The organism is Clostridium sp. (assembly GCF_032576335.1).
Lineage (GTDB): Bacteria > Bacillota > Clostridia > Oscillospirales > Acutalibacteraceae > Faecalispora.
Map to the genome: position 1 here is coordinate 19,366 of NZ_JAWFXC010000004.1, position 24,940 is coordinate 44,305.

At 44.5% G+C, this 24,940-nt stretch carries 25 protein-coding genes; 18 read left to right on the forward strand and 7 right to left on the reverse strand.

Annotated features, from left to right (window positions below; all coding sequences use genetic code 11):
• Window positions 1-286 precede the first annotated feature (286 nt).
• From E7L17_RS05270 to E7L17_RS05300, 7 genes are all read left to right on the forward strand, one after another.
• Window positions 287-1,297 carry a C45 family peptidase gene (locus E7L17_RS05270; RefSeq protein ID WP_316322215.1) on the forward strand — a complete coding sequence of 337 codons (1,011 nt, stop codon included), beginning with the start codon at window positions 287-289 and terminating at the stop codon, window positions 1,295-1,297.
• An 81-nt stretch (window positions 1,298-1,378) separates the two neighbouring features.
• Window positions 1,379-2,287 carry a YafY family protein gene (locus tag E7L17_RS05275; RefSeq protein WP_316322216.1) on the forward strand — a complete coding sequence of 303 codons (909 nt, stop codon included), beginning with the start codon at window positions 1,379-1,381 and terminating at the stop codon, window positions 2,285-2,287.
• Window positions 2,288-2,354: 67 nt separating this feature from the next.
• Window positions 2,355-2,621, forward strand: coding sequence for a zinc ribbon domain-containing protein (locus E7L17_RS05280; protein WP_316322217.1), 267 nt, complete (start codon window positions 2,355-2,357; stop codon window positions 2,619-2,621).
• Window positions 2,622-2,685: 64 nt separating this feature from the next.
• Window positions 2,686-3,555: an SPL family radical SAM protein gene (locus E7L17_RS05285; RefSeq protein WP_316322218.1), complete on the forward strand. Its 870-nt coding sequence runs from the start codon at window positions 2,686-2,688 to the stop codon at window positions 3,553-3,555.
• 175 nt (window positions 3,556-3,730) lie between these two features.
• Window positions 3,731-4,705, forward strand: a complete 975-nt coding sequence (locus tag E7L17_RS05290; RefSeq protein ID WP_316322219.1) for a WYL domain-containing protein — start codon at window positions 3,731-3,733, stop codon at window positions 4,703-4,705.
• Between the two features lie 176 nt (window positions 4,706-4,881).
• Window positions 4,882-7,542, forward strand: coding sequence for a translation factor GTPase family protein (locus tag E7L17_RS05295; RefSeq protein ID WP_316322220.1), 2,661 nt, complete (start codon window positions 4,882-4,884; stop codon window positions 7,540-7,542).
• A gap of 155 nt (window positions 7,543-7,697) precedes the next feature.
• Window positions 7,698-8,123, forward strand: coding sequence for an HIT family protein (locus tag E7L17_RS05300; RefSeq protein WP_316322221.1), 426 nt, complete (start codon window positions 7,698-7,700; stop codon window positions 8,121-8,123).
• Window positions 8,124-8,243: 120 nt separating this feature from the next.
• Here E7L17_RS05300 and E7L17_RS05305 read toward each other — a convergent pair whose 3' ends face one another.
• The gene (locus E7L17_RS05305) at window positions 8,244-9,512 is read right to left on the reverse strand and encodes an O-acetylhomoserine aminocarboxypropyltransferase/cysteine synthase family protein (RefSeq protein ID WP_316322222.1); all 1,269 of its coding nucleotides are present in this window, start codon (window positions 9,510-9,512) and stop codon (window positions 8,244-8,246) included.
• A 124-nt stretch (window positions 9,513-9,636) separates the two neighbouring features.
• Window positions 9,637-10,680, reverse strand: a complete 1,044-nt coding sequence (locus tag E7L17_RS05310; RefSeq protein ID WP_316322223.1) for a DUF4272 domain-containing protein — start codon at window positions 10,678-10,680, stop codon at window positions 9,637-9,639.
• 161 nt (window positions 10,681-10,841) lie between these two features.
• On the opposite strand from E7L17_RS05310, the gene E7L17_RS05315 reads away from it, so the two are divergent.
• From E7L17_RS05315 to E7L17_RS05365, 11 genes are all read left to right on the forward strand, one after another.
• Entirely contained in the window at window positions 10,842-11,447 is a 606-nt protein-coding gene (locus tag E7L17_RS05315; RefSeq protein ID WP_316322224.1) for a TetR/AcrR family transcriptional regulator, read from the forward strand.
• A 6-nt stretch (window positions 11,448-11,453) separates the two neighbouring features.
• Window positions 11,454-11,957: a DUF6323 family protein gene (locus E7L17_RS05320; protein WP_316322225.1), complete on the forward strand. Its 504-nt coding sequence runs from the start codon at window positions 11,454-11,456 to the stop codon at window positions 11,955-11,957.
• Window positions 11,935-12,918 carry a DUF6179 domain-containing protein gene (locus tag E7L17_RS05325; RefSeq protein WP_316322226.1) on the forward strand — a complete coding sequence of 328 codons (984 nt, stop codon included), beginning with the start codon at window positions 11,935-11,937 and terminating at the stop codon, window positions 12,916-12,918. The genes E7L17_RS05320 and E7L17_RS05325 overlap by 23 nt, the downstream gene beginning before the upstream one ends.
• 138 nt (window positions 12,919-13,056) lie before the next feature.
• A complete protein-coding gene (locus E7L17_RS05330; RefSeq protein ID WP_316322227.1) occupies window positions 13,057-14,016 on the forward strand; it encodes an NAD(P)H-dependent glycerol-3-phosphate dehydrogenase in 960 nt (319 codons plus the stop codon).
• 213 nt (window positions 14,017-14,229) lie between these two features.
• Window positions 14,230-14,706: a MarR family winged helix-turn-helix transcriptional regulator gene (locus E7L17_RS05335; protein WP_316322228.1), complete on the forward strand. Its 477-nt coding sequence runs from the start codon at window positions 14,230-14,232 to the stop codon at window positions 14,704-14,706.
• 162 nt (window positions 14,707-14,868) lie between these two features.
• The gene (pyrB, locus tag E7L17_RS05340; protein ID WP_316322229.1) at window positions 14,869-15,789 is read left to right on the forward strand and encodes an aspartate carbamoyltransferase; all 921 of its coding nucleotides are present in this window, start codon (window positions 14,869-14,871) and stop codon (window positions 15,787-15,789) included.
• Window positions 15,783-16,205 carry an aspartate carbamoyltransferase regulatory subunit gene (locus tag E7L17_RS05345; protein ID WP_316322230.1) on the forward strand — a complete coding sequence of 141 codons (423 nt, stop codon included), beginning with the start codon at window positions 15,783-15,785 and terminating at the stop codon, window positions 16,203-16,205. Before pyrB ends, E7L17_RS05345 begins: the two co-directional genes overlap by 7 nt.
• Window positions 16,202-16,732 carry an inorganic diphosphatase gene (locus E7L17_RS05350; protein WP_316322231.1) on the forward strand — a complete coding sequence of 177 codons (531 nt, stop codon included), beginning with the start codon at window positions 16,202-16,204 and terminating at the stop codon, window positions 16,730-16,732. The genes E7L17_RS05345 and E7L17_RS05350 overlap by 4 nt, the downstream gene beginning before the upstream one ends.
• A gap of 243 nt (window positions 16,733-16,975) precedes the next feature.
• Window positions 16,976-17,629, forward strand: coding sequence for a YhfC family glutamic-type intramembrane protease (locus E7L17_RS05355; RefSeq protein WP_316322232.1), 654 nt, complete (start codon window positions 16,976-16,978; stop codon window positions 17,627-17,629).
• Complete coding sequence (locus E7L17_RS05360; protein WP_316322233.1) at window positions 17,604-18,038, forward strand: DUF3887 domain-containing protein; 435 nt, start codon at window positions 17,604-17,606, stop codon at window positions 18,036-18,038. The genes E7L17_RS05355 and E7L17_RS05360 overlap by 26 nt, the downstream gene beginning before the upstream one ends.
• Window positions 18,039-18,328: 290 nt before the next feature.
• Window positions 18,329-19,183 (forward strand): MerR family transcriptional regulator, encoded by an 855-nt coding sequence (locus E7L17_RS05365; RefSeq protein ID WP_316322234.1) that lies wholly within the window; start codon window positions 18,329-18,331, stop codon window positions 19,181-19,183.
• 142 nt (window positions 19,184-19,325) lie between these two features.
• Here the strand turns inward: E7L17_RS05365 and E7L17_RS05370 are convergent, their stop codons facing one another.
• From E7L17_RS05370 to E7L17_RS05390, 5 genes are all read right to left on the reverse strand, one after another.
• Complete coding sequence (locus E7L17_RS05370; protein WP_316322235.1) at window positions 19,326-20,249, reverse strand: alpha/beta hydrolase; 924 nt, start codon at window positions 20,247-20,249, stop codon at window positions 19,326-19,328.
• A 75-nt stretch (window positions 20,250-20,324) separates the two neighbouring features.
• Complete coding sequence (gene catA, locus E7L17_RS05375) at window positions 20,325-20,972, reverse strand: type A chloramphenicol O-acetyltransferase (RefSeq protein ID WP_316322236.1); 648 nt, start codon at window positions 20,970-20,972, stop codon at window positions 20,325-20,327.
• Between the two features lie 221 nt (window positions 20,973-21,193).
• Window positions 21,194-22,096 (reverse strand): AraC family transcriptional regulator, encoded by a 903-nt coding sequence (locus E7L17_RS05380; RefSeq protein ID WP_316322237.1) that lies wholly within the window; start codon window positions 22,094-22,096, stop codon window positions 21,194-21,196.
• Window positions 22,097-22,386: 290 nt separating this feature from the next.
• Window positions 22,387-23,682 (reverse strand): O-acetylhomoserine aminocarboxypropyltransferase/cysteine synthase family protein, encoded by a 1,296-nt coding sequence (locus E7L17_RS05385; RefSeq protein WP_316322238.1) that lies wholly within the window; start codon window positions 23,680-23,682, stop codon window positions 22,387-22,389.
• Between the two features lie 254 nt (window positions 23,683-23,936).
• On the reverse strand, window positions 23,937-24,938 hold the full coding sequence (locus tag E7L17_RS05390; protein WP_316322239.1) for a putative ABC transporter permease: 1,002 nt from the start codon (window positions 24,936-24,938) through the stop codon (window positions 23,937-23,939).
• Between the last annotated feature and the right edge of the window lie 2 nt (window positions 24,939-24,940).

Below are 24,940 nucleotides of genomic sequence, written 5' to 3' on the forward strand. Positions count from 1 at the left end.
ATTGATAACCTGGCGTAATGTGTTAAGTTATGTTGTATATAATAACAATTGAAATAAGTGGGGAACCAATAATGCAAGAGTGGAGAAAATGGTTAATGCCTGTGAGAAAATAGAAAAGCCCCTCATTTCCGATATATAATGAGAAGCTTTGTATCATAAAAAATCAAGAGAATCCAGCTTTGTATTCCAATAAAATGTTCTTCTTGACATAAAATTTTTATTCGGCTACGCTTAAATGCAAGAGATGGCGCCAACTCTCAATTGAATGAAATGGAGAGTTACATCTATGTATCATGTAAGATGTAGTGGAACACATTACGAAGCGGGGTACCGTTGGGGTAACCTAATGCTCAAAAACGGGAATAAGCTAGACCATTGCCCAACCTTTGAGCTTACGGAAGAAACCTATGCTTTTGCAAAGAAATGTGAGGCGGAATACAAAACACATTTTCCCGAGGTGTTGGACGAAATAAAAGGAATTGCGGAGGGAAACGGAGTTCCGGTAGAGACCCTGCAGGCCTTACTATTCAGTATGTATTGCTTTTCGTTTGACAACAAATGCACCTGCTTTGCCTTTTATACACAGGATGAGATTGTATTTGGTAGAAACAGCGATTTTTTGGTGAACCTTGAAAAGCTCTATATGAATTGCCTGTACCGCTTAGAGGGTGCTTTTGCCTTTAACGGCAACACAACCGCCTTTGTACAAATGGAGGATGGAGTCAATGAGCATGGCTTAGCAGTTGGCCTTACCTTCGTTTACCCTCATGTTCGCAAGCCAGGGCTTAATTCCGGTATGCTGGTACGTTGTCTGCTTGAAAAATGCAGTACAACCGCACAGGCAATCGAATTGCTACACTCTCTGCCAATTGCTTCTGCTCAAACGCTTACCCTTGCAGATAAAAGCGGCGAAATCGCCGTAGTGGAATGCAACCCCGTTGCCATAGAAGTGATTCGCCCTCGCGAGGGAGAGGTATTTGTAGCAACGGCGAACAATTTTAATTCCGCTTCTATGTACAAGTTCCGTAACCCAGACATTGACGATTGGCGTTCTGATGAGCGCTATCAAACCGCACGAAACGCATTAGAGCAAAACAGGGGGAGTTATACTGTACCGTTTGCACAGGACATCTTATCCGGGAAATACGGATTTATGTGCCAATATGACCGAAAGAAAAATGCCGACACGGTTTGGTCGGTGGTCTACGATTTGAAGCGTAAGCAGGTTTGGAGGGTGGAGGGCAACCCAGCCCGAAAGCCTTTTCAAGAAGATAAAAGAATGAAACTCGATTATTGAGTTTTCAAAATGATTGTTCCATAGATGAATGAATAAAAATATACGTTGAATTTTGAGAGAGAAAGCCGAGGATTTGCCCGAATGAAAAATGACCGTTTGTTTCAATTATTGTACCTGTTGCTAGAAAAAGGTACTTGTACCGCTCCAGAGCTCTCAAAACTTCTAGAGGTGTCGGTACGTACCGTGTACCGCGATGTTGAGGCACTCTCTATGGCGGGAATACCGGTTTGTACTGCGGTGGGCAAAGGCGGCGGAATCTCACTGATGCCGGGGTACACCTTTGAGAAAGCGCTGCTTTCCGGTGAAGAACAAAATCAGCTTCTGTTTGCAGTGCAAAGCCTTCAGGCCGCGGACCAAGAGGTTGGCGCACTGCTCAGCAAGCTGGGCTCGGCGTTTCAAAAGCCCACACAAAATTGGATTGAAGTGGATTTTTCACGCTGGGGAATGCGGCAAATAGATACCGCTCGTTTTGATCTGCTGAAAAATGCAATTCTGGGCAAGCAGGAGCTTTCTCTGCTGTACTGTGGAACAAACGGAGAAACCAGTCAGCGATTGGTTCATCCGCTCAAGCTGATTTATAAGGATAAATACTGGTATTTGCAAGCCTTTTGCTTAAAAGCACAGAATTACCGTGTGTTTAAGGTTAGCCGTATCATTGATATGAACACTACCGGAAAACGATTTGAACAGGACGAAACGCAGCTTTTTCCATCTCCCATGGAATTACCAAGAGAAAGCAGTAATGGTGTTACTCTAGAACTGCTTTTCTCGAAACGAATCTCCTTTCGGGTATACGATGAATTTGAGCGTAGCTGTATTACACCGCAACAAGATGGTAGCTTACGGGTTGAGGTTGTTTTCCCTCCGGATGATTGGGTGGTGAGCTATCTCTTCTCATTTGGAACCGAGGTTACGGTTCTAACTCCCGAAGAGATAAAAGTTGAAGTAGCGGAGTATGCAGAAAAGATTTGTATGCACCACAGAACATGACATACAGCTGTCAACTTATGTGTGATACCATGATTTTACCAAACAAACACATAAGGAGGACAATACGATGGAACAAAAATTTTGCCAAAGCTGTGGAATGCCAATGGGGACCGGAGAGGATCTATACGGTACGGAGGCAAACGGCAGTAAAAGCGAAGACTATTGCAGCTATTGCTACGAAAATGGACAGTTCACATTCAACGGCAGCATGGAGGAAATGATTGAAATCTGTGTGCCGCCTATGGTAGAAAACAACCATAGTATGAATGCAGAGCAGGCACGCGGTATGATGAACCAGTTCTTCCCGCTGCTAAAGCGCTGGAAGAAAGAATAAAAATCGTTTGCCAAATCTTCGCTTGCCGCGGTGGGCAACTTTTTCCTTTGGGGTGAGAAGAAAAATGCACTATAAACATGTGAAATCAATTTTATCCCCCAAAAACGGGATGAATTTATACCGTGGCTGTACCCATGGGTGCATTTACTGCGATTCCCGCAGCGACTGCTACCAAATGGAGCACCGTTTTGAGGATATAGAGGTTAAGGCAAATGCAATTCCTCTATTAGAAGAAGCCCTACGAAAAAAGCGAAACCGCTGTATGATTGCCACCGGTTCGATGAGTGACCCATATCTTCCTCTTGAAAAAACGGAGCAGCTAACGCGCCGTAGTCTTGAACTTATTGACCGCTACGAATTTGGGTATACAGTCATTACAAAGTCAGATTTGATTCTGCGAGACATTGATTTGCTGCAAAACATCCATCGTAAAGCAAGGTGTGTGGTTCAAATGACTCTCACCACCTACGATGAAGCGCTGTGCCGTAAGCTAGAGCCAAACGTTGCAACTACCGCGCGGCGCTTCCAAGTGTTGAAAGAGCTGCAAAAAGCGGGAATTCCTACCATAGTTTGGATGACGCCGATTTTGCCATTTCTCAACGGTACTAAGCAAAATATACAAGGGCTGCTGGAGTATTGCGGGGAAGCTGGTGTACAGGGGATTTTAACGTTTGGTATGGGACTCACTCTGCGAAGCGGTAACCGAGAGTACTATTACCAAAAGCTGGACGAGCATTTTCCCGGTGTGAAAGAGCAATATATGCGGAAATACGGTGCAAGCTATCAGCTTGGTCTACCAAATTCATATGAGCTTGACGCCATGGTAGCAGACTTTTGCAAGAAAAACCATATGAATTTTGGAATGAATTCGGTGTTTGAGTACCTTACTCATTTTGACGATACCGGAGGTCAGCTTTCCTTATTTAGTTCCTGAGTTTTTTAAAGCAGGCGAAGTGATTTTTCGCCTGCTTTTTGTTTATTCATAATAGAATATATTATATTTAAAATATAGAATTTCCAAATACTGGTAGTTATGGTATACTGTGCTTACTTTTTACGAAAGCAAAGCATTGTGAAACATAGAAAACATCGGTATGGGAAGTGAAAGCATGCCCAGTTCATCCAGTCAAAAAATGAAGCTGCTGTATTTAATGCGTATTTTTATGGAACGCACAGATGCAGACCACACTATGTCCATCCAAGAGCTGATAGCGGCATTAGCAGAGCATGGCATTTCGGCCGAGAGAAAATCCATTTATTCCGATATTGAGCTGCTGCGGGAGTTTGGGCTCGACATTGAAATATTGAGAAGCAAAACGGTTGGCTATTATTTGGATGCACGAGAGTTTGAATTGCCAGAGCTAAAACTGCTGGTAGACGCGGTACAAAGCTCCCGTTTTATTACTGCGAAAAAAAGCAACGAGTTAATTCAAAAGCTTGCAGCGTTAACGAGCAAACCGCAGGCAAGCCAGCTTTGCAGGCAGGTTTACGGAGCATCCCGGCCCAAAACGATAAATGAAAGTATTTATTATAATATTGATGCCATCCATACGGCAATTCAGTTGGGTCGAAATATTCGTTTTCAGTATTTTGATTACAATGCTTATAAGGAGCGAATTTACCGCAAAGAGGGAGACTTTTATTGTCAAAGCCCCATGGCGCTTTGCTGGGAAGATGATAAATACTACCTCATTTGTTACAGCACAAAATACGAGAATTTTGCAAACTACCGAGTCGACCGTATGAATAACGTTACCGTTTGTGAAGAGATTGCACAAAAACCACAGGATTTTGATGTAGCAGAGTACACAAAGCAAATGTTTGGTATGCACAGCGGTGAGTTGGTAACGGCTACTCTGCGGTTCGAGCAAAGCCTTGCAAATTCTGTGATGGACCGTTTTGGTCCTGACGTTCCGTTTTGCAAAAAGGGAGATTTTATTGAAATTTGTGTGGAGGTTTCAAGCAGTCCCGTCTTTTTAAGCTGGATGTTTCAGTTTGGAGACAAGGCAGAAATTGTAGCCCCCAAAAGCCTCATTGCATCCATGAAAGCCCTATTGCAGCAGCATACGGCAAAATATAAATGATAAGAAAAAATGCACTCCCGAAGTATATTCGGGGGTGCATTTTTTGCGCAGGCAGCTTACGTGGCAGTTGCTTCACTCGCCCTGAAATGGTATGATTACGAAAGAAAAACGTGCCGTATCATCTCTGCGGAATATCGGCGGAGCGGCTTTTTAATAAATGGGTATTGGGGAGCAATATGAAACGACTGGCAGTTGGAATTTTGGCTCATGTAGACGCAGGAAAAACCACGCTTACCGAGGGGTTACTATATTCCTGCGGGCGTTTGCGTCAATTGGGGCGGGTAGACCATAAAAATGCTTTTTTAGATACGGAAGCCTTGGAGCGGGAACGTGGAATCACCATTTTCTCGAAGCAAGCGGTTCTGCCAATTGGCGATTTAGAAATGACACTACTCGATACACCGGGGCATGTGGATTTTTCCAGTGAGATGGAACGTACCTTGCAGGTGCTTGATTACGCGATTCTTGTCATCAGTGGTGCAAGCGGGATTCAAAGCCACACCCGAACGCTTTGGCAGCTTCTAAACCGCTACCAGATTCCAACGTTTCTATTCATCAACAAAATGGATTTACCTGGAACACAGCGTGAGCATGTAATGCAGGAGTTAAGAGCTACTCTTTCAGAGGGTTGTGTCGATTTTGATGCAGAGCAAAGCAGCGATGATTGGATGGAAAACGTTGCGGTGTGTGACGAATCAGCCACGAACCGTTACTTAGAGCACGGCTCGCTTTCAAACGAAGAGATTGCCGAACTCATTGCAAGCCGTAAGGTGTTCCCTTGCTATTTTGGCTCTGCCTTGCGCCTGCAAGGGTTAGAAGAGTTAGTGAAAGGTTTTTCGTTATACACAGAGCTTCCGCAATACCCGCAGCGCTTTGCCGCCCGTGTGTTTAAGATCACCCGCGATTCGCAGGGGAACCGCTTAACACATATAAAGGTAACCGGTGGCACCCTGAGCGTGAAAATGTCACTAAAGACACAGGAGAGCGAAGAAAAGGTGGATCAAATCCGTATTTACTCCGGTGTGAAATATCAGTCGGTGGAGCAGGCACCTGCCGGAACTATCTGTGCGGTAACGGGGCTAACCCAAACCCGTGCAGGGCAGGGGCTGGGCGAACAGCAGGCAGGGGAACTTCCCGTACTCGAGCCTATGTTGACATACCGGGTTTTATTGCCGCAGGGGTGTGACCCCCACAGTGCCATGCAAAAGCTAAGTGTATTAGAAGAGGAAGACCCACAGCTTCACTTGGTTTGGAACGCGCAGCACCGTGAGATTTCACTGCAATTAATGGGTGAGGTTCAGTTAGAAATATTAAAAACGCTTATCCTAGAGCGCTTCGACCTAAGCGTGGAGTTTGGTTCCGGGAGTATTGTGTATAAAGAGACCATTGCCGCACCCGTAGAGGGGGTGGGGCATTATGAACCGCTGCGCCACTATGCGGAGGTGCACCTTATGCTGGAGCCGGGAGAGAGGGGAAGCGGCGTTCATGTTTCTTCCACCTGCCCCGAAGATTTGCTCGGAAGAAGCTGGCAAAGACTGATTCTGTCTCACTTAGAGGAGCGGGTTCACCGCGGTGTATTAACTGGTTCTCCAATTACTGACCTGCGCATTACGCTTGTTGCTGGGCGTGCGCATGTAAAGCACACGGAAGGCGGCGATTTTCGCCAAGCCACCTACCGTGCAGTGCGGCAAGGGCTGATGAGTGCCGAAAGTGTTTTGTTAGAGCCATGGTACGATTTCCGCTTGGAGCTTCCCGCTGAAAATGTAGGCCGTGCAATGACGGATATTCAGCGCATGGGTGGGAGCTGTATCCCGCCGGAGCCGGAGGGGGAGCTGACACTTCTCGCAGGCAGTGCGCCCGTAGCTGGTTTGAGGGACTACGGGCGGGAGGTTTTGTCCTATACACGGGGCAGAGCAAAGCTGTCTTGCTTTTATCATGGATATGAGCCGTGCCAGAATGCGGAGGAAGTAATCTCCGAAATTGGCTACGATGCAGAGCGTGACCTTGCACATCCGGCGGATTCCATTTTTTGTTCGCACGGTTCGGGTTTTTCCGTACCATGGAATAAAGTACGGGAATACATGCATGTAGAGAGCGGCTGGCAACTCGGCGAGGAAACAGTGCAAGAGAAAGAAGTAGTACCTGTTACCGGAAGAGTACCTGTATCTTACACAGGTGCTTTGGAGCAGGACAAGGAATTGCAAGAGATATTTGAGCGCACCTATGGTACGGTAAAACGGCGTGAGATGAGGCCACAAAAGCCACTTTCGGGAACCCAGTCTGCCCAAACAGCGGAGCCGATTCGCCCGATTCCTACCGGGCCGGAGTACCTACTGGTAGACGGCTACAATATTATATTTGCATGGGATGAGCTGAAAACAGTGGCGCGCGAAAGCCTTGATACCGCACGAAAGCTGCTGATGGATTTGCTCAGCAATTATCAAGGCTACCGCAAATGTGAGGTTATTTTGGTATTTGATGCGTACCGTGTTCCGCGGAATACCGGCGAGGTGCAGCGTTACCACAATATTAGTGTGGTATATACTAAGCAGGCAGAAACTGCCGACGCTTATATTGAGAAAACGACCTATGAGCTGGCACGCAAATACCGTGTTCGCGTAGCAACCTCTGACGGTATGGAGCAAATGATTATTCTGGGGCATGGAGCACTTCGGGTGTCTGCTCGCATGTTCCACCAAGAGGTGGAGGCAGTGGGAGGTCAAATAGCAGAGTTGCTCGCTCAGATTAATCGAACGGAAAAGTCACAGCCCATTCATGCCGCATACCAAAAAGCACAAAGTCGTAAGGAGACAAAACAAAAGAAAAGTCTTTCTTAAAATTACAGTAGATTAGTTGACGTAAGGCAACTTCCGCCTTATAATAAATTCGAAAATAGAAATAACGGCTGTTGCCAATGGTATTTTCAGTGAGCTTATTATTCCCGAAAGCGGGGTAAAGGCTTTACAATGGAATTAATAAAGGAGCGGTTAAAATGGATGCGACGTGCGCCTATTGTGTAGAAGGCGAGCTACTAGAGAAGTTCGGTATTAAAATTTGTGAGCTCGATACCTCAAAAGTATATCTGTTCAAAGAGCAATCTCATGAGGGACGAGTTGTCGTCGCTCATAAAAAACATGTAAGTGAAATGATTGAGCTTACCGACGAAGAAAGAAATGCTTATTTTGCGGAAGTAAACCGCGTAGCAAAGGTGATACACCAGCTGTTTCACCCGGAAAAGGTAAACTACGGCGCATATGGAGACACTGGTCACCACCTGCATTTTCATTTGGTTCCCAAGTACCGTGACGGTGCGGAGTGGGGCGGCACGTTTGCAATGAATCCCGATCAGGTTTATTTTGATGAGCAGAAGAACGCAGAGCTCATTGGTCGCATTCGTGAAGCACTTTTAGCAAAATAAATTCTATTATAGCAAAATAATTAAGATATAAAAATTTTAATCACAGATAGAAAAAGAAGCTTTTCAACATTTTTTACGATAATGTTGAAAAGCTTCTTTCCTCTTAACTCAAAAACTAGATTAAACTGAAATATTTTGCAGGCTCTGCTCAATATCTTCAATAATGTCCTCTACATTTTCAAGACCAACCGAGAAACGAATCATACCCGGGTTAATACCGGCGGCAACCAACTGTTCTTCGGTTAACTGGCGGTGCGTTGCACTGGCAGGGTGCAGCACACAGGTGCGAATGTCTGCCACATGCACTTCAATGGAAGCAAGCTTCAGGCCGTCCATAAACTGAACGGCATTCTCTTTGCCGCCTTTAATTACAAACGTGATAACGCCGCTTGTTCCCTTTAGGTACTTTTTCGCCAGTGAATGGTATTTGTCTCCTTCTAGGCCGGGGTAAATAACCTTCTCAATTTTATCGGAGGCCTCAAGGTATTTTGCCACAGCAAGCGCGTTTTTGCAGTAACGCTCCATACGAACGGCGAGTGTTTCAAGCCCCATATTTAACAGGAACGCAGAGTTTGCCGCCGGATAAGCGCCGTAGTCGCGCATGAGCTGCATTCTGGCTTTGATAATGTATGCCGCTTTGCCGTAGTTCCCTACATAAGTAATGCCATGGTAAGATTCATCTGGCTCGGTAAAATCGGGGAACTTACCGTTCGTCCAGTCAAAGTTGCCGCTGTCTACAATGACGCCGCCAACTTGCACTGCGTGACCGTCCATATACTTCGAAGTGGAGTGCACAATAATATCTGCCCCATATTCAAACGGCTTGCAAAGAATGGGGGTGGCAAAGGTGTTATCCATAACCAAAGGAATGCCGTGGCTGTGCGCGATGCGTGCAAACTTTTCAATATCGAGCACGCTTAAAGCAGGGTTTGCAATGGTTTCACCAAAAATAAGCTTGGTGTTTTCACGCACTGCGACACCAATCGTTTCTTCGTCTGCATCGGCATCCACAAAAATGCACTCAATACCATAGTTCTTCAAAGTAACGGCGAACAGGTTTAACGTACCGCCGTAAATTTGAGAGGTACTAATAAAGCTGTCTCCTGCTTTGCAGAGGTTCAAAATAGCAAGCAGGGTAGCGGCTTGACCAGAGGAAGTGCACATGGCGCCCACTCCGCCCTCTAAATCTGCAATTTTCTGCTCCACCGCCATTACGGTTGGGTTGGCAAAACGTGAATAAATGAGAGCTTTGGTTGGCTCATCGAACACGTCACCTACCTCTTGGGTAGAATCAAATACATAGGTAGTGCTTTGAACAATGGGAACCATTTTTGGTTCCGAATTTTTAGGAGTATACCCGCTGTGAATGCACTTTGTTTCGTCCCTCATGCTATATTTCCCTTCTGTTATAAACTTCAACTGAGTTTACTTTATAAGTCCAACCTACCATAATATAGCGGCTGTTGGCAATGCCTATCTATATTGTGATGGCAGCAAAGTGGTTTTGGTAGTATCACGTATTGGTAGATACGGTGTCCCAATCGTCGTTATCGGTGTTTTTTCCAATCAGCCAGTTTAGTCCACAGTGCCGCTCCATCACAACGCCGGAATCTAGACCTGCAGGTGCTTCTTTACCGTGTATACGGGCTTCCACACATGCCCAGTCGTAACGGAAAATCAAATCGGCTTCATCTAAAATTTCTTCTATACTGCGTGGTGTGGTGCTTTGTAAAAACTCCTTAAAACTATTGCAGGAGCTTACTACTTCAATCGCATGCTCGCAGTCACAAATCTGGTCTGGGTATTTTAGCTCATCCACTAATCCCAACGCCCAAATCAATGGCCAATAGGCTTCATATTTCCAACCCGCATTTGCGGCCTCTTGTTTACTTGGTTTACCGAAGAAAATATTTTTCTCTAATGGGGTTAATTCTTCTGTAAGACCATAAGAGTCCAGCATCTTTAGGAAAAATTTTCGGGATTGCTCAACTTCCCCTTCATGGGCAAAGTCGCAGGCAACCTGTACACTCAGCAGGCAGGCGATGGCACGCTTTGCAATTTCTTCCGGAGCACGTGGGGTTACATCTATCTCAATAACGGGAAGATGTTCTATGTAAGGAACGCCCTCTTCTTTTAAGATGGCAATGGAACGCGCTTTGCGTTCCTCTTGTTCGGGAGTAACCGAGTCCCTGTCATAAGGAGGGGGAACCTGCTGTGCTTGCTGCTTTTGCAGTTCCGCGGCCTGCTGCATCCAATATGCACGTATTTTCTCGACCATTTGAATGGATTTTTCTACGGCTGTTTTGGAGTCATAGGGCTCCATCTCGCTAAACACATGCCCGCAGTGCTCTGTATCGCCAGGCTCATAGCCTCCGCAAACACCCAGAAGCCATTTGCCGAAAAAGCTTTTCTTATATTTAAAGATATAGTAATGGTATTCGTGCAAATCAAATTCTCCTGCACAATCGATAATTGAGGGAGCCGTGCCAAGTTCGTGCTCATCTGCTAGCCACGCGATCATAGCTTTTGTGGCGCTTTCCATTTGATTATGGTCCATGTTTGCGCTCCTTTTCTTTTTCAGTTGTAAGTATATTACCATATATTTCTTATTAATAAAAGGAGAGCGTTGACATGAAACACATTGACAGCACACAAAAGGAGTGATACAATCTATTACCAACGGTAATTACCAATGGTAATAGATTGGAGCGAGAACGCATGGCAAGCCGCAAGCCCATTTCAAAAGAACAGATAATTAATAGAACACTGGAGCTGCTGCAAAACCGCCGCAATGTGCAGAGCCTGAATCTGCGTGAAATTGCACGGGATTTGGGCTGCGCCCATACGAACCTGTATAACTATTTTTTGTCGTATACAGAGCTTTTGTGGGAAGCGCACGCTGCTTGTATGGAGAAAATGTTAGAACAGATCCGCATGTCAGTTAACACAGAGCTTGTAGCAGAGTGTAAATTGCAGGCTTTTTTTGGTGCCGTGGTGCGCGTGTATTTAAAAAATACGGGCTGGTTCCGACTGGTATGGGTTGAGTATTTGGGTGAGCATCGGCCGGAGAATAATGCGTTTGCTGTGGCGGCGGCTCGGGAGCAAATGAATAGTATAGTGGCACAGATTTGGCAGGAGCTTGGCGGCACACCGCCCTTAAATGAAAAGTTGGAAGAGACGGTGCATTTCGTACACTGCTATATCATTGGAGAAATCTCGAATTATATTTCTGGTCGCCAATTGATAGAAGAGGATGAGGCGTTTTGTCGTTCTGTTGTTCGACAAGCCGTGCGAAGCACCATGCTGCTGTTAAAGGAGGAGTGATGCGTTTTGGGGTTTGAATTGGGATTTTTGAATCAGGGGTTAATTCAAAAACAGGCCGTAGGGGATATTTTAAAGTGCAATGAAATCTCTGCCCGTTTTGGCTTGCAGTTAACGGAACAGCAGGCAGTACAGCTGGTTGAAACCCGCGCGTTTGCATTAAAAACAGCGGGGAGAGTGGAGTTCGGCGGTGGGGTCATACAAAAACTCATTTACGCATTCAGTGACTCCCCTTACCTGATGAATCAAAACTATGAGTCTACGCTTCACGAGCTTGTGGAGCTATTTTATTTTTATAAGAATGAAACGGAAGACCGCATCAGCGATGACGAGCTGATTGATTACATGAAAAAAGCGTATGATGGTCCCTGTGCGGGCTCTTTACAGCTTTTAGCAGGTAGGGAGCTATACCGCCTTGCCGAGAATTTACGGTGGCGGCGGCCTGCCGAATACAATGAGGATCTGGTGAACGAAGAAGAGGAGGATGAGGATGAACTCTCTGGAACGAATTAGCCGTATAGACCGCTCACAGCTTAGTGGCGCGCATTATGTTTCCTCCTTGCTCGAGCAGGCATACGATACCGAAGTGCTTACGGTAGCACAAATTGAGGCCATACAGCTTGCATGCCTTTCGGTTTTGGCACGCCAAACCCAGCTTTATAATGGGATTGATAGCAGCTCGGTTCGGGTGGAGGAGGCAGAGGGAATTATGGAATCCATCCTATTTACCATTGGTGTTGGCATTAAGGAATATGAAAATCCCGACGACGCTGCACAAGCGTTGTTTAATGAAGGGGCAGAAGCGTTCTTTCTTCGAGGGACTAAAAAAATAGAGAGAATGCTCAAAACAACAAAGCTGATACATGTGGGCTTACTGCGCCGCCTCTTTGTCACACCGAATGTATTTTATCGCTCCACTCTCCAAGATGGTATCAACGGTTTTTTTAAGCTGTACCGCCCGCAGTTTTCGGCACAGCAAATCCATATCACAGCTGATTACCCGTTGCTTCAACCCGTGGAAGATTTGGCTGGTATTGAATTTATACGAGAGTATTTGGAGAGGGCAGACAGTGAAAATCAGTTTTGTGCCTGTTTTAACCCGGCTGCGGTGGATGCACTCCTATGCGGCCTGCCCGTAGACTACCGGCAGCTTCCCGTAAATATTTGCGGCCCTGTTCTCACCGCGGCAATCGGTTGTGCGTTATGCGAGAAAAACTTTTTAACCCTGCGTGTAACACAGCAGGATTTACTGGCATTAAGGGATAAACTAATCTCAATGCCAAAAGAAGAGCTGCTGAGGATATTGGAAGCTGTGTTTCATAAAATCTGCAAATCACTTTCCCTGCCAGAGAGAACAAATAAATACTTGAATACGGCTCTACCGGGAATATGCACTGAAGTAGAAAATGCGGTGCGCAATAATACAATGAGCAGTATTTTCTATGTTTCACGTATTCGACAGAGCGGGAATTGACCCAAATAAATGGGAATCGGATGCTTTGAGCCAGAATTGACAAGAGAGTACAAACCCCCTATGATGATTAAGAGAACGGCAATCTGTCACTTTGGGCAGAATCAGCTTAAAATGGGAATGCAAAAGGAGCAATAGCGAATGAAAATAACAGTCATCGGCAGTGGGCGTTGGGGCGGCTTTATCGCATGGTATCTCTCTGGTTTGGGAAAAGAAGTCACCATCTATGGAAGACCAACCAGCGAGCAGTTTACAAAGCTGCGGCAAACCCGCACAAATGGGCTTGTCACTTTCCCTGAGTCTGTTCAGTTTTGCGATGATTTAGAAAAAGCGGTGCAAGAAGCGCAAATAATTGTAATTTCTATTCCCTCGCAAAGCCTGCGCGGGCTCATGCAGCAGCTTTCGTCTTTCTCGTTGCAAGGCAAGACGGTGGTGCTTTGCATGAAAGGCATTGAAGCCTCTACTGGTAAGCGCCTAACAGAGGTAGCGGAAGAGTTCCTTCTGCCTGAAACGGGAGTTGCCATTTGGGTTGGCCCCGGCCATGTGCAGGACTTTACTGCCGGGATTCCCAATTGCATGGTAATCGATAGCAAAAGCCAGGAAACCAAGCGGTTTTTAATCGAGCAGTTTTCCGGTAGTATGATTCGTTTTTATTATGGGGAAGATCTTCTTGGCAATGAAGTGGGAGCGGCCTCAAAAAACGTTATCGGCATTGCCGCTGGTATGCTGGACGGTCTGAATAAAACAGCACTAAAGGGCGCGTTGATGTCTCGTGGGACCCGTGAGATTGCCCGCTTGATAAAAGCGATGGGAGGCAATGAGATTTCTGCCTATGGGCTGGCTCACCTGGGCGATTACCAGGCCACCGTGTTTTCTCCTTATAGCCACAACCGTGCCTTTGGTGAGCGTTTTGTAAAAGGAGAGCCGTACGGAGAATTGGCGGAGGGTGTTGCCACCACCCGCGCTATGCTTCGGTTGGGCGAGCAATACGGTGTGGAACTGCCTATCTGCAAAGCGGTTGAGGCGGTCATTCACAGCGGGCAAGCGGCGGACAAGGTTCTTTCCGACTTGTTTTTACGCAGCCAAAAGGCGGAGTTTTAAGGGAGAAACTAAATAACTCATCATCCATTTACCGTTCCTTTCTTGACAAATACAAAAAACAAACTATACTATTTCATATACTTAACTAATTAATGAAGTGATTGAGATTAAATGGTGTAGTTTCGCCCCCCCGAATAAAGAGGGTCGCGTACATGGTTTTACTATTATTGGCATTTGTAAAGTAAGGGTTCAACAAAATGGGGGAGGGCTATTATGTCTGCCAAAAAACGTACAGACGAGTTGTTTGTCGTGTTACATTATTTAAAAAGAATGAAGGATTTAATTCCTGAGGTACCAGGTGTACCGCAGGGTGAATTCATGATGCTGCACAAAATACATTGCTGCTTGCAGGAGTGTGGCTGCCAGAAAAGTGTACCGGGTGTTAAGGTATCAAAACTAAGCACGAATATGGGAATGTCGATGCCGGCGGTATCTCAAATGCTGAAATCTCTGCAAAAAAAAGGCTTAGTTACCCGTACCGCTGCAACCGATGACCGCCGTGTGGTCTATGTAGCGCTCACACCCGAGGGTGAAACGATTTTTAATAACGCGATTGACCGCTTTTTGGATCGTGTGGATGCGGTAGCGTCACTTTTTGGAGAAGAAAAGATTCACCAAATTACCGTGTTGCTGGAGGATTTGGGACAAGCCGTAGAACGTGTACGCGCAGACCAGCCTGAAAAATTCTAAACTGCCTATTTAAAAAGTATGGACAGTTGGCACTTTTTCCGCTATACTACTGGGTGATAGAAAAATAGTGAAACAATAGCACAGAACAGGCACACTTTGAAAGCTCCATGATTTTCAAGGTGTGCTTCTTTTGAGCACGCGGGAAAAGAAAGGAAGACCGGAATGAAGCACCTGATAGACCCGTTGGATTTTACCGTGGAGGAAACGCTTGAGCTGCTTAAAGTGGCAGATCAAATTGCGCTGGACACCTCCACCTATGCCGAGGCTTGCCGCGGCAAGATTTTGGCAACACTGTTTTATGAGCCGAGCACGCGGACCCGGTTGAGCTTTGAATCTGCTATGCTACGCCTTGGCGGCAGTGTACTGGGCTTTGCCTCAGCAGAAAACAGCTCGGTAAGCAAAGGCGAAAGTGTGGCAGATACCATTCGTGCCGTATCGTGCTATGCAGATATTTGTGCTATGCGCCACCCTAAAGAGGGTGCACCGCTGGTTGCTTCTCACTACTCCAGCATTCCGGTTATCAATGCGGGGGACGGTGGCCACCAACACCCGACCCAAACATTAACGGATTTAATGACAATCCGCCGTAAAAAAGGCCGTCTGAACCAAATGACGATTGGACTTTGCGGCGACTTAAAGTTTGGTAGAACGGTGCATTCGCTTATGAAGTCTCTCGTGCGCTTCGGCGACATTCACTTTGTTCTCATTTCACCCGAAGAGCTGCGTGTACCGAGCTATATTATGCAAGATGTTCTGCTGGCAAACAATGCTTCGTTTGAGCAGGTGTTAACGCTTGAAGAAGCAATGCCGGAACTGGACATTCTATACATGACCCGTATTCAAAAAGAACGCTTCTTTAACGAAGAAGATTACGTTCGTTTGAAGGATACCTGCATTTTAACAGCGGACAAGCTTCGCGCGGCAAAGAGTGACCTTGCCGTACTGCACCCGCTGCCCCGAGTCAATGAAATTACGCCGGAGGTAGACAACGACCCCAGAGCGGCCTATTTTGAACAGGCACAGAACGGCGTTTATGTAAGAATGGCCTTAATCTTAAAGCTTTTGGAGGTGACGGTATGCTAAATATAGACAGCCTCGAGCACGGTATTGTAATCGACCACATTCAAGCAGGCTCTGGTATGCAGGTGTACCACCTGTTAGGGCTGGATTCTCTTGATTTCAGTATCGCCATTATCAAAAATGCCAAAAGCAACCGACTGGGTAAAAAAGACATCATCAAGATTGAAGGAAAAACGGATTTGAATCTTGACATTCTGGGGGTAATAGACCATAATATTACCATCAATGTGATTGATATGGGGAAAATCGTTGAGAAAAGAAGCTTGGAGCTTCCAAAGCGAGTAACGAATGTGATCCGCTGCAAAAATCCGCGCTGCATCAGCAATGCGGAGGAGGGCGTTGATCATATTTTTCGGCTTTGTGATGAAAAATCGCAGCTTTACCGCTGCATATACTGTGAACAGGAGTTTCAAAAATGAATATTTGGCATGATATGTCTCCCAAAAGAATTAACCCTTCCGATTTTATTGCGGTAATCGAGATTTCGAAGGGCAGTAAGAAAAAGTATGAGTTGGACAAAGAGACTGGTTTAATTATTTTGGACCGTATCCTTTATACCTCCACGCACTACCCGGCAAACTATGGCTTTATCCCCAGAACCTACGGCGATGACCGTGACCCGCTCGACGTTCTTGTACTTTGCTCCGAACCGCTTGAGCCCCACACTCTGGTTCGCTGCTTCCCAATCGGTGTTATTTCTATGTTAGACGGTGGCCGCAGTGACGAAAAGATTATTGCAATTCCGTTTAACGACCCCACCTATAACCAATACCAAGACATTAATGAGCTGCCTACTCATATTTTTGATGAGATGTCACATTTCTTCCGTGTTTACAAGGAACTGGAGAACAAAGAGACTGCTGTTAAAGAAGTCAGCGGTCGTGAAGAGGCAATTCGAATTATCGAGGCTGCTTTGGACAGCTATTTAGAAAATTTTTGCAAATAAAAAACGAAGAAGCTCTCTTGATGAATCCTGTTAATGGATAGAGTTTGGGAGGAGTATTAAAATAGAAATATCCGGCTATTAGCGGAATGTTCCGCTTACTCTGTTGTATTTTGCCGGGATTCACCGATGCTTCCGGACGTTTTTTCGCTAATCGGCACTGGCGTTGGTAACCTGCTTGAAAAAGCTGGCTGCCGCCAAAATGCCGGTTGGCGTTTTTTTATTTTATAGAGAGGAGAAAAGGAGTTGAATACAAACAAACGTAAATACAGTAAGCTACTGAAAGTCCTATTATGGATTTTATTGGGAGCAGCGTGTTATTTCGTTTCACAGCCGCTTTTGCGTATCCCTCTGTTGGCGCTATTGAGCAAAAGCGTATGGTTTACCATGTTTGTTACTCTGCACCCCGTATTAGCGGTAGCGGTTATCGGCCTTTCTGCTGGTGTGTTTGAAGAGGGCTTCCGCTTTTTATGCAAACAATTTTTGCTGCGACCTGCCAAGTGCACTATCGCGCAGCCCTTGTTGTTTGGGCTGGGCCACGGAGGCATGGAAGCATCTCTTGTATTGGTTCCTCTGTTTTTACAAGGCTATACATTTGGCGAATTAAAGATGGCACTTGTTGAGCGGTCTCTTGCTGTGCTGCTCCACCTGTTTTTAACAGTAATTGTTTGGAATGGGTTTCAAACCGGACAGCGTTTTCGCTATCTTTTGGTAGCCATTGTGTTGCATGGTGTGGTTGATTCCGTTTTGCCTCTGCTTACGAAATATGGAATACCGGTTGGAATTGTAGAGTTGATTTTTGCTGCAATGGTTTTGTGCATTGGTGCATATGTGTTTCTGTCTCGAAAGCTTTATTTACAAGGAGGAATTCTCAATGGAACAGAAAAATTGGAAGCTTAACAAAGTATTTGCGATTACTGTGGTGTTGACGCTGTGTGTTGCAATTCTTACTGCGTGCGGTGGGCAGAAGCAGCTCTCTTCCGATTTTGATTCGGATAAGGTAAAGGAAGCGGCAACAAAGGTTATTACAGCGGTAAATGAGCAGGATGGCGACGCTCTGCGTGAAATTAGCGATGATACCATGAAAACAGCATTAACCGATGAAACATTAGCACAGATTTATAAAGCAATTGGTGAGGGCGGTGTCTTTCAAGAGTTAAAAGAAATGGATGTAGCCAGCTCCACTGACCCCAAAACCAAAGTGGAATATGCGGTGGTGGTTGCAAAAGCCCAATATGAGAAAAAGGCATTTGTTTACACCATTTCCTTTACAAAGGATATGAAGCTTGCCGGTCTATTTTATAAATAACGCTTTCTTTCGAGAAGAAAATCTAGGTATGAGAATCATATTAACTGCTAGCAAATAAAATATATTTATAAAACGGAATCGGCACTCCACTAATGACAAGGAGTATCGGTTCCGTTTTGTTTGATAAATCGTCAGTGTAAGAAAGAATATAACAAATATTTAAAAAAGGGATTGACTCTCACGTTACGTGATAACGTATGCTTAATTCAGGGTCATATGAAAGAATAAGCTCTTAAATCTTTCATGGTACCTTATTGAAACTGAATTGAAACCGAGAAAGGGGCTTTTGATTGAAAACAGTAAAACAGGTTTCTTTGTTAACGGGCGTTAGCGTTAGAACCCTTCAATTTTATGATGAAATTGATTTGTTTAAGCCATCCCAAGTGACTGATGCAGGCTACCGATTATACGATGACGATTCCTTAGTAGTGTTACAACAAATTCTGTTTTTTAAAGAGTTGGATTTTACGTTGAAAGAAATAAAAGAAATTATGGATAAATCAACGTTTAATAGATTGGATGCATTTAAAAAGCAGAAAACTCTCATCCAAATGAAGCGGGACCGACTCAATCGACTACTGAGCTTATTAGAAAAACTGGAAAAAGGAGAAACAGTTATGGATTTTAAGGAATTTGATATGAACGATTATTTTACAGCTCTAGAAGAGTTTAAAAGAACGCTTACGGATGCAATCGTGAAAAAGTTTGGCGATTTGGATAAATTTGATGAAATGGTAAGTGAATTAAAATCCAATGAATCGAAGATTGCGGAACTAGCCATTCAGGTCTATGGGAGTGTAGAGAACTATGTGAAAGCTTCGGAAAAGAATATAGAGAAATTTTTACAAGAGGAAGCAGAAACAATCGATGTAGCTCAATTGATTGATAAGACAGATTACCTTACGAGAATGCTTACGGCAGATTTAAGCAAAGATGTAGAATCGGATGAAATTCAGGCAACGGTACGGGAGCTAATTGATTTTTGCAACCAAAATAACAACGGTTTGGATGTAGGGGAAAACTACTGGGGTTTTATGGCCGAAAACTACCTTACCAATCCTGTATTTATCAATGTTACGGATAAAAAATACGGTGAAGGCGCATCGGAATATATCGGGAAAGCGCTACAGTACTATTTGGGATAAGCAATGGCCGATATTCCCATTCTAAATGGACGATAAAAGTAAAATAAGAGCCGTTGCATCTTAATGAAGATGCAACGGCTCAATTTCTTGATAAGTTAGATAAGCTTTACCAGAACTGGATTCGGCTTGCTAAAGAATTTGCTCATTGTATTTGCTTACATAGAAACTCAGTGCAAAATTCTTCTAATTGCTTTAGCCCTTTAGCTTCAACAGGAAAGTGCCCTGCCCCCTCCAATATGTGCAACTCCTTATTGCAAGCAAGTCTATCAAAAAACAATTTGCTAAGGCGAATATCCGTCCAACGGTCGTTTTCGGGGTGTACCAAAAGAAATGGACATTGAGTAAAAAATTCCGGCTCAACATCAATCATCGGATTCAGCATGGAATGAATGAACGATAGCTGTACACTTGCGCCGGATGATTTTTTGTCTCTCATCAGCAATTCTGCAAGATCATTATCGTTTGCTATTGCCCTCATATTTGCCACCAGTTTCATAGGTACTTTTAACGAACCGATTATTCTGTAAGTGGCTGAAAGCAAAGCGTTTCCAATCAACTCAATAAAGGGACTACGAGCTGTCGTTTTTCTGATATGCTTATCTCGTTGGTCGAGGATACAAGTTACAATGATACCACTTATATCGGAACATCTGGTTGCCACTTGGTAGGCCAGCATTCCTCCCGCACTTAACCCGAAAAGAAAAATTGGTACCGTATCGCGGTGAAACTGGTTCACCACTTGAACCCCGCATTTTACCCACATATCGTAAGTAATGATACCGCTATATTTTGTACACCCATATAGAGGTAAATCTGGACAGATTATTTCAAATCCGTTTTTCATCAACGGCAAAGCAATAAACGAAAGTAGCCGACCATTTCCACCTACTCCGTGAAATAGTACAATACGTGCCAGAGGCTTTTCAACCATGTAATGGTCAATATGCAAATTTATGTTCCCAATAGACATAAATTTCTCTAGTGGAGCAGTGTTTGAAGTAAGTCTATTATCTAAGGGTAAATATTTTTGCATATCTTTCCAACAACTATCGTTTTTATAGTCCACTGCTTCACCTCGAATCAAATGTGGTTTCGGTACTAGACATAAAATACTTCTACTACCTTATTAAAACAGTTTATGCTACAACCACTCATCGCAATCTGTAGCCATTTGTTGCAAGATTTCTACAAATTTTCCAACATGGTAGCCATCACAAACCGCGTGATGGCATTGGATGGCAAGTGGCATCTTGATTCTACTATTTGCCTCTTTATATTTCCCAATGGTGAAGATCGGCAAGAGATAGTTACCGTCTGAAAAAACATTGATATTGAACGCTGAAAAATCCAACCATGGAACACTAGAGATCGTAAAAGTATTGGGTGCAACATGTTCCTGCGGGAACAGTTTCCCATTGGCATACTGTGCTGTATCTTGCAAATATGCACGATGGAAAGTATTAAAACAGCGGGTATGCTTTGTCCATATAGCAGAAAATGTTTTTGTATCCGAATTCAAAACGGTATATACGGGGTCGATAACCTCCCAATATCCCAAACGTTGTTCATCATTGACTGTCATTCGAAACTCCGGCAATTGATTCACTACAGTGGAAAGCATAAAGATATGCGCAGGGTAGGCTTTTAATTCTCGTTCTTTTAAGCGAATCAGCAGATTCGTAATATCGATGTCTATCGTTATGCTATAAGAGCATCGGACCTTGTTTTTATAATGATCATAGTGCTCTTTTCTTGCCCATTGCTCTATTTGTATTTCAATAAAGTTCATAATATTTGCCTCCTAAAATAGATTGTATTTTAAGAGGCAATATTTCTCGTTTTGACCATATTCATGTACCTCCTTAATTTTAGAAATACTTTAAATAAAAAATATAGATTTACTTTGTTTAAGATTATCGTACCATAATTTTCGGAAGACTTCCATCGTCTTAATATGAAAAAGCACCGAAAAGTACATAACGACTCCCCAGTGCTTTGCACATAAAATGATTATATTAGTTTCAGCCATACTTCCATGTTTGTGGTTTCGGGGGAATGGCTCGCATAGCGCTCTGCACAAAAGGCTTCAGTTTGCAGCTTGTGGTTTGGTAGCCATGTGTTGTAAACATATTGTTGCGCTTTGTAAAGGGCATCCATAACGAGCGCCTGAAAGTTCTCCGCTTCAAAGGAACAAACGACATACTTGCCTGGTGGTAGCTCCCAGAGCATAAATCCACTTGGTGCCTTTGCATGACCAGACCTTGCACCTGCAAAATAACTAAAGAAGCCATCCTCCAAGCAAGGATATGCCACACCAATTTCTTCATTATTCTCAGCAAGACCAAGTATGGTTTGCTTCTGCTCATGAAAATTACGCCAAAGAGCTTCCAGCGGGTCAATGCCGGATTTAATGCCCAGTCCTTCTATAAACTGAATCGGCATGTCCATTTTTACGCCTGTAAAATAAACCGGCTCCTCAATTTCCCGTCTGTTTACTTCCAGAACGATTCCGTCAGTGATTAAGGGCACACCTTCATCAATCAGAGTGTAGTAAAGCGAAAGCTCGGGCTTTGTCATATGATTCAGTGTTTGCGGGTTTTTACGGTATTCGTCCGGTGTTATCCCGAAGGTGCTTTTAAAGGTGCGGGAAAAGTGCTCATGGGAGGAAAATCCAAGGCTTATTGCAATATCTAAAATACGCTTGTCTTTTTGGAGCATGAAATCCGTTGCCTTTGCCATACGACGGAGTTTTATATACTCGGCAACCGGTTTTCTAACCAGTCGGCGAAACAGCCGCTGATAGTAAAAAGGGGATAAAGATGCCATCTTTGCTAGGCTTTCAATGCTAATTTCTTCATCCAAATGATACTCAATGAATTCTATCGTTTGTTGTATTTGTTCCCATGCGTGCATATGAAAGCACCTCCTTCCATAACAGAATATCATGTGCAAGGGTATTTCGTTTGATTGGGAATGCCTTTTTAACTGCTCTTTCGGATTTTACCATGAAAGTGAAAATGAACCAACGTGAATATTGAGGAAAAGGCAGTCAATATTCTGTTTCGTTCCAAGGCTTTCGTTAAAATGGTCTACCAATTAGCCATAAAATGAAAGAAAGCGGCTGTGTTTTCAGATAATGAAAAACACAGCCGTTTTTTTATATCTATTTGGAGGTTGGGACTGTGGTTTAAATCATAATTTGCTTAAATCGTATCGAATGCCTGCTGCAAGTCGTAAAGAATATCGTCAATGTGCTCGGTGCCGATGGAAAGACGAACGGTATTTGGTTTGATTCCCTGCTCGATTAGCTCCTCTGCGCTTAGCTGTGAGTGAGTGGTGGAGGCCGGATGAATCACCAGCGATTTTACGTCTGCTACGTTTGCCAGCAGAGAGAAGAGCTGAAGATTATCAATAAATTTCGTGGCTTCTTCTGCGCCGCCTTTTACCTCAAAGGTGAAGATGGAACCAGCACCATTGGGGAAGTATTTTTGGTAGAGAGCATGGTAGGGGCTGTCTTTTTGAGCGGGATGGTTTACATGCTCCACCTTGGGGTGGTTTCTCAAAAAGTCAATGACCTTTAGGGTGTTTTCCACATGCCGCTCCACGCGCAGAGAAAGAGTCTCAAGCCCTTGCAGGAGTAGAAATGCGTTGAAAGGAGAAATAGCACTGCCGGTATCGCGCAGTAAAATTGCGCGGATTCTGGTAACAAATGCGGCTGCGCCTACATCGCGCGAAAAGCTCAAGCCGTGGTAGCTTGGGGTCGGCTCGGTAAGGCCGGGAAATTTGCCAGAGGCTGCCCAGTCAAATTTGCCGGAGTCAATAATCACGCCGCCAAGCGTAGTGCCGTGCCCGCCAATAAACTTGGTAGCGGAATGAACCACAATGTCTGCACCGTGTTCAATGGGGCGGAACAGATTGGGGGGAGTAAAGGTGCTGTCTATCACCAAGGGGATGCCATTTTTATGAGCGATAGCGGCAAGCTTCTCTACATCAATTACATTGGAGTTGGGGTTGCCGAGGCTCTCAATGAACAAAGCCTTGGTGTTTTCCTGAATAGCCGCTTCAAAGCTGCCGTTTTTATCTGGGTCAACAAAGGTGGTGGTAATACCATATTGCGGCAGTGTGTGTGCCAGTAAATTGTATGTGCCTCCATAAATGGTTTTGGCAGCAACAATATGGTCGCCTGCCTGCGCTAAATTAAGAATGGTATACGTTACAGCTGACGCACCCGAGGCTACAGCCAATGCGGCAACTCCGCCCTCTAAGGCGGCAATACGCTTTTCAAATACATCTTGCGTGCTGTTGGTCAAACGGCCGTAAATATTCCCTGCATCCGCCAGACCGAAACGGTCTGCCGCGTGCTTGCTGTTTTTGAATACATAAGAGGTAGTTTGGTAAATGGGAACAGCTCTTGCATCAGAAGCGGGGTCAGGCTGCTCCTGGCCAACATGAAGCTGAAGTGTTTCAAATTTCCACTGGTGATTCGATTGATTGCTCATTACAAATTCTCCTTTAAATTAAAGTGTGGGTTTCAGTACGTTTTTCTGGAGATGCCGCACATTCGACAACCAAGCAGGTGGAGTAGTGTGTAAGAATTTATTTTCATAACGGACAGCTCCTTTCTAAAAATATAACTGAAACTGATTTACCACGAAAATGTAGAGAAAAATAGAGTACTGCCTGAATACAATATAAACATATATAATTAATATGAATGCGTTTTCCCTAGTATACTAGAGAAGCACCAGAAATGTCAATGTTTTTCAGAAAAATCTTTATTCTCTTCTGTATCGCTTTGAAAAGAGGCTTGTACCTTCTTTTGCGCTGTCGTTATAATCTGGCGAATACGCTGCATGGATTCCGGGCTTTGAATGGAGCGCATGCGGGGGAACGCTTCGATAATTCTGCGGTGCATGGGGTGTGTTTGCGATTCCAAAAACTCCTGCTTGCTTTGCAGCAAACGAAGCCGAATCCGGTTTTCGTCATTCACAAAATCGAGAATAGAGCTGCGCAGTCGCTCCACGCTGTCTGTTTGCAATTCATCCTTTTTCTGGCGAAGCTCTTCTAGGGCTTGGCGCAGATTGAGTAGGCTTTCTGCTTTCAGCTCGTCTGCCTTGTCGCGCAGCTCATCTAAGGAGTGCTCAAGCTCTGCCAAATTGGTTTCTGCCGCGGTGGCTGTGCGTTCACGAATTTCATCTAGAATGATTTGCAGCTGAGCGAGCTTGCCATTCATGCGCAGAATTCCCATGGTTGTTACCGTTGCGTCCAGAATAAAGTACACAAAAAGCCCTCCCGCGAGCGGGAACGTTGCAGTGCGGGGTAAGTCGCTTAGCAGGGAGTTTACCAAGGGGTGCAGTACCTCCAATACAAAGGTAGACATTACACCAAATAACAAAGAATTCGTTAGACAAACACGCCCGTTAATTTGGTATTTGTGATTGGAATAATCCCACCAGGAGGTGTGAAACAGTTTTTCTAGCAGAACACTGGTGAGATATTCTAAAACAGAGGTAAGTAGTATAGCAGAGAAAAACACCACGACCAGTTCACTTGGAAAAGAAAAAACACCTTGCAGAGGCATTAGTGCCCCTAAAATAATCAGTGCGCCAAACCCATAAACAGGGCAAAACGGGCCATTTAAAAAGCCCCGGTTAATCCATCTTTTTTTGGGTATCGAGCAATAAATGCTTTCACATAGCCAGCCGATCATGCTGTAAACAGAGAAATAAAGTGTTAACGTTACAAACGTTTGCATGG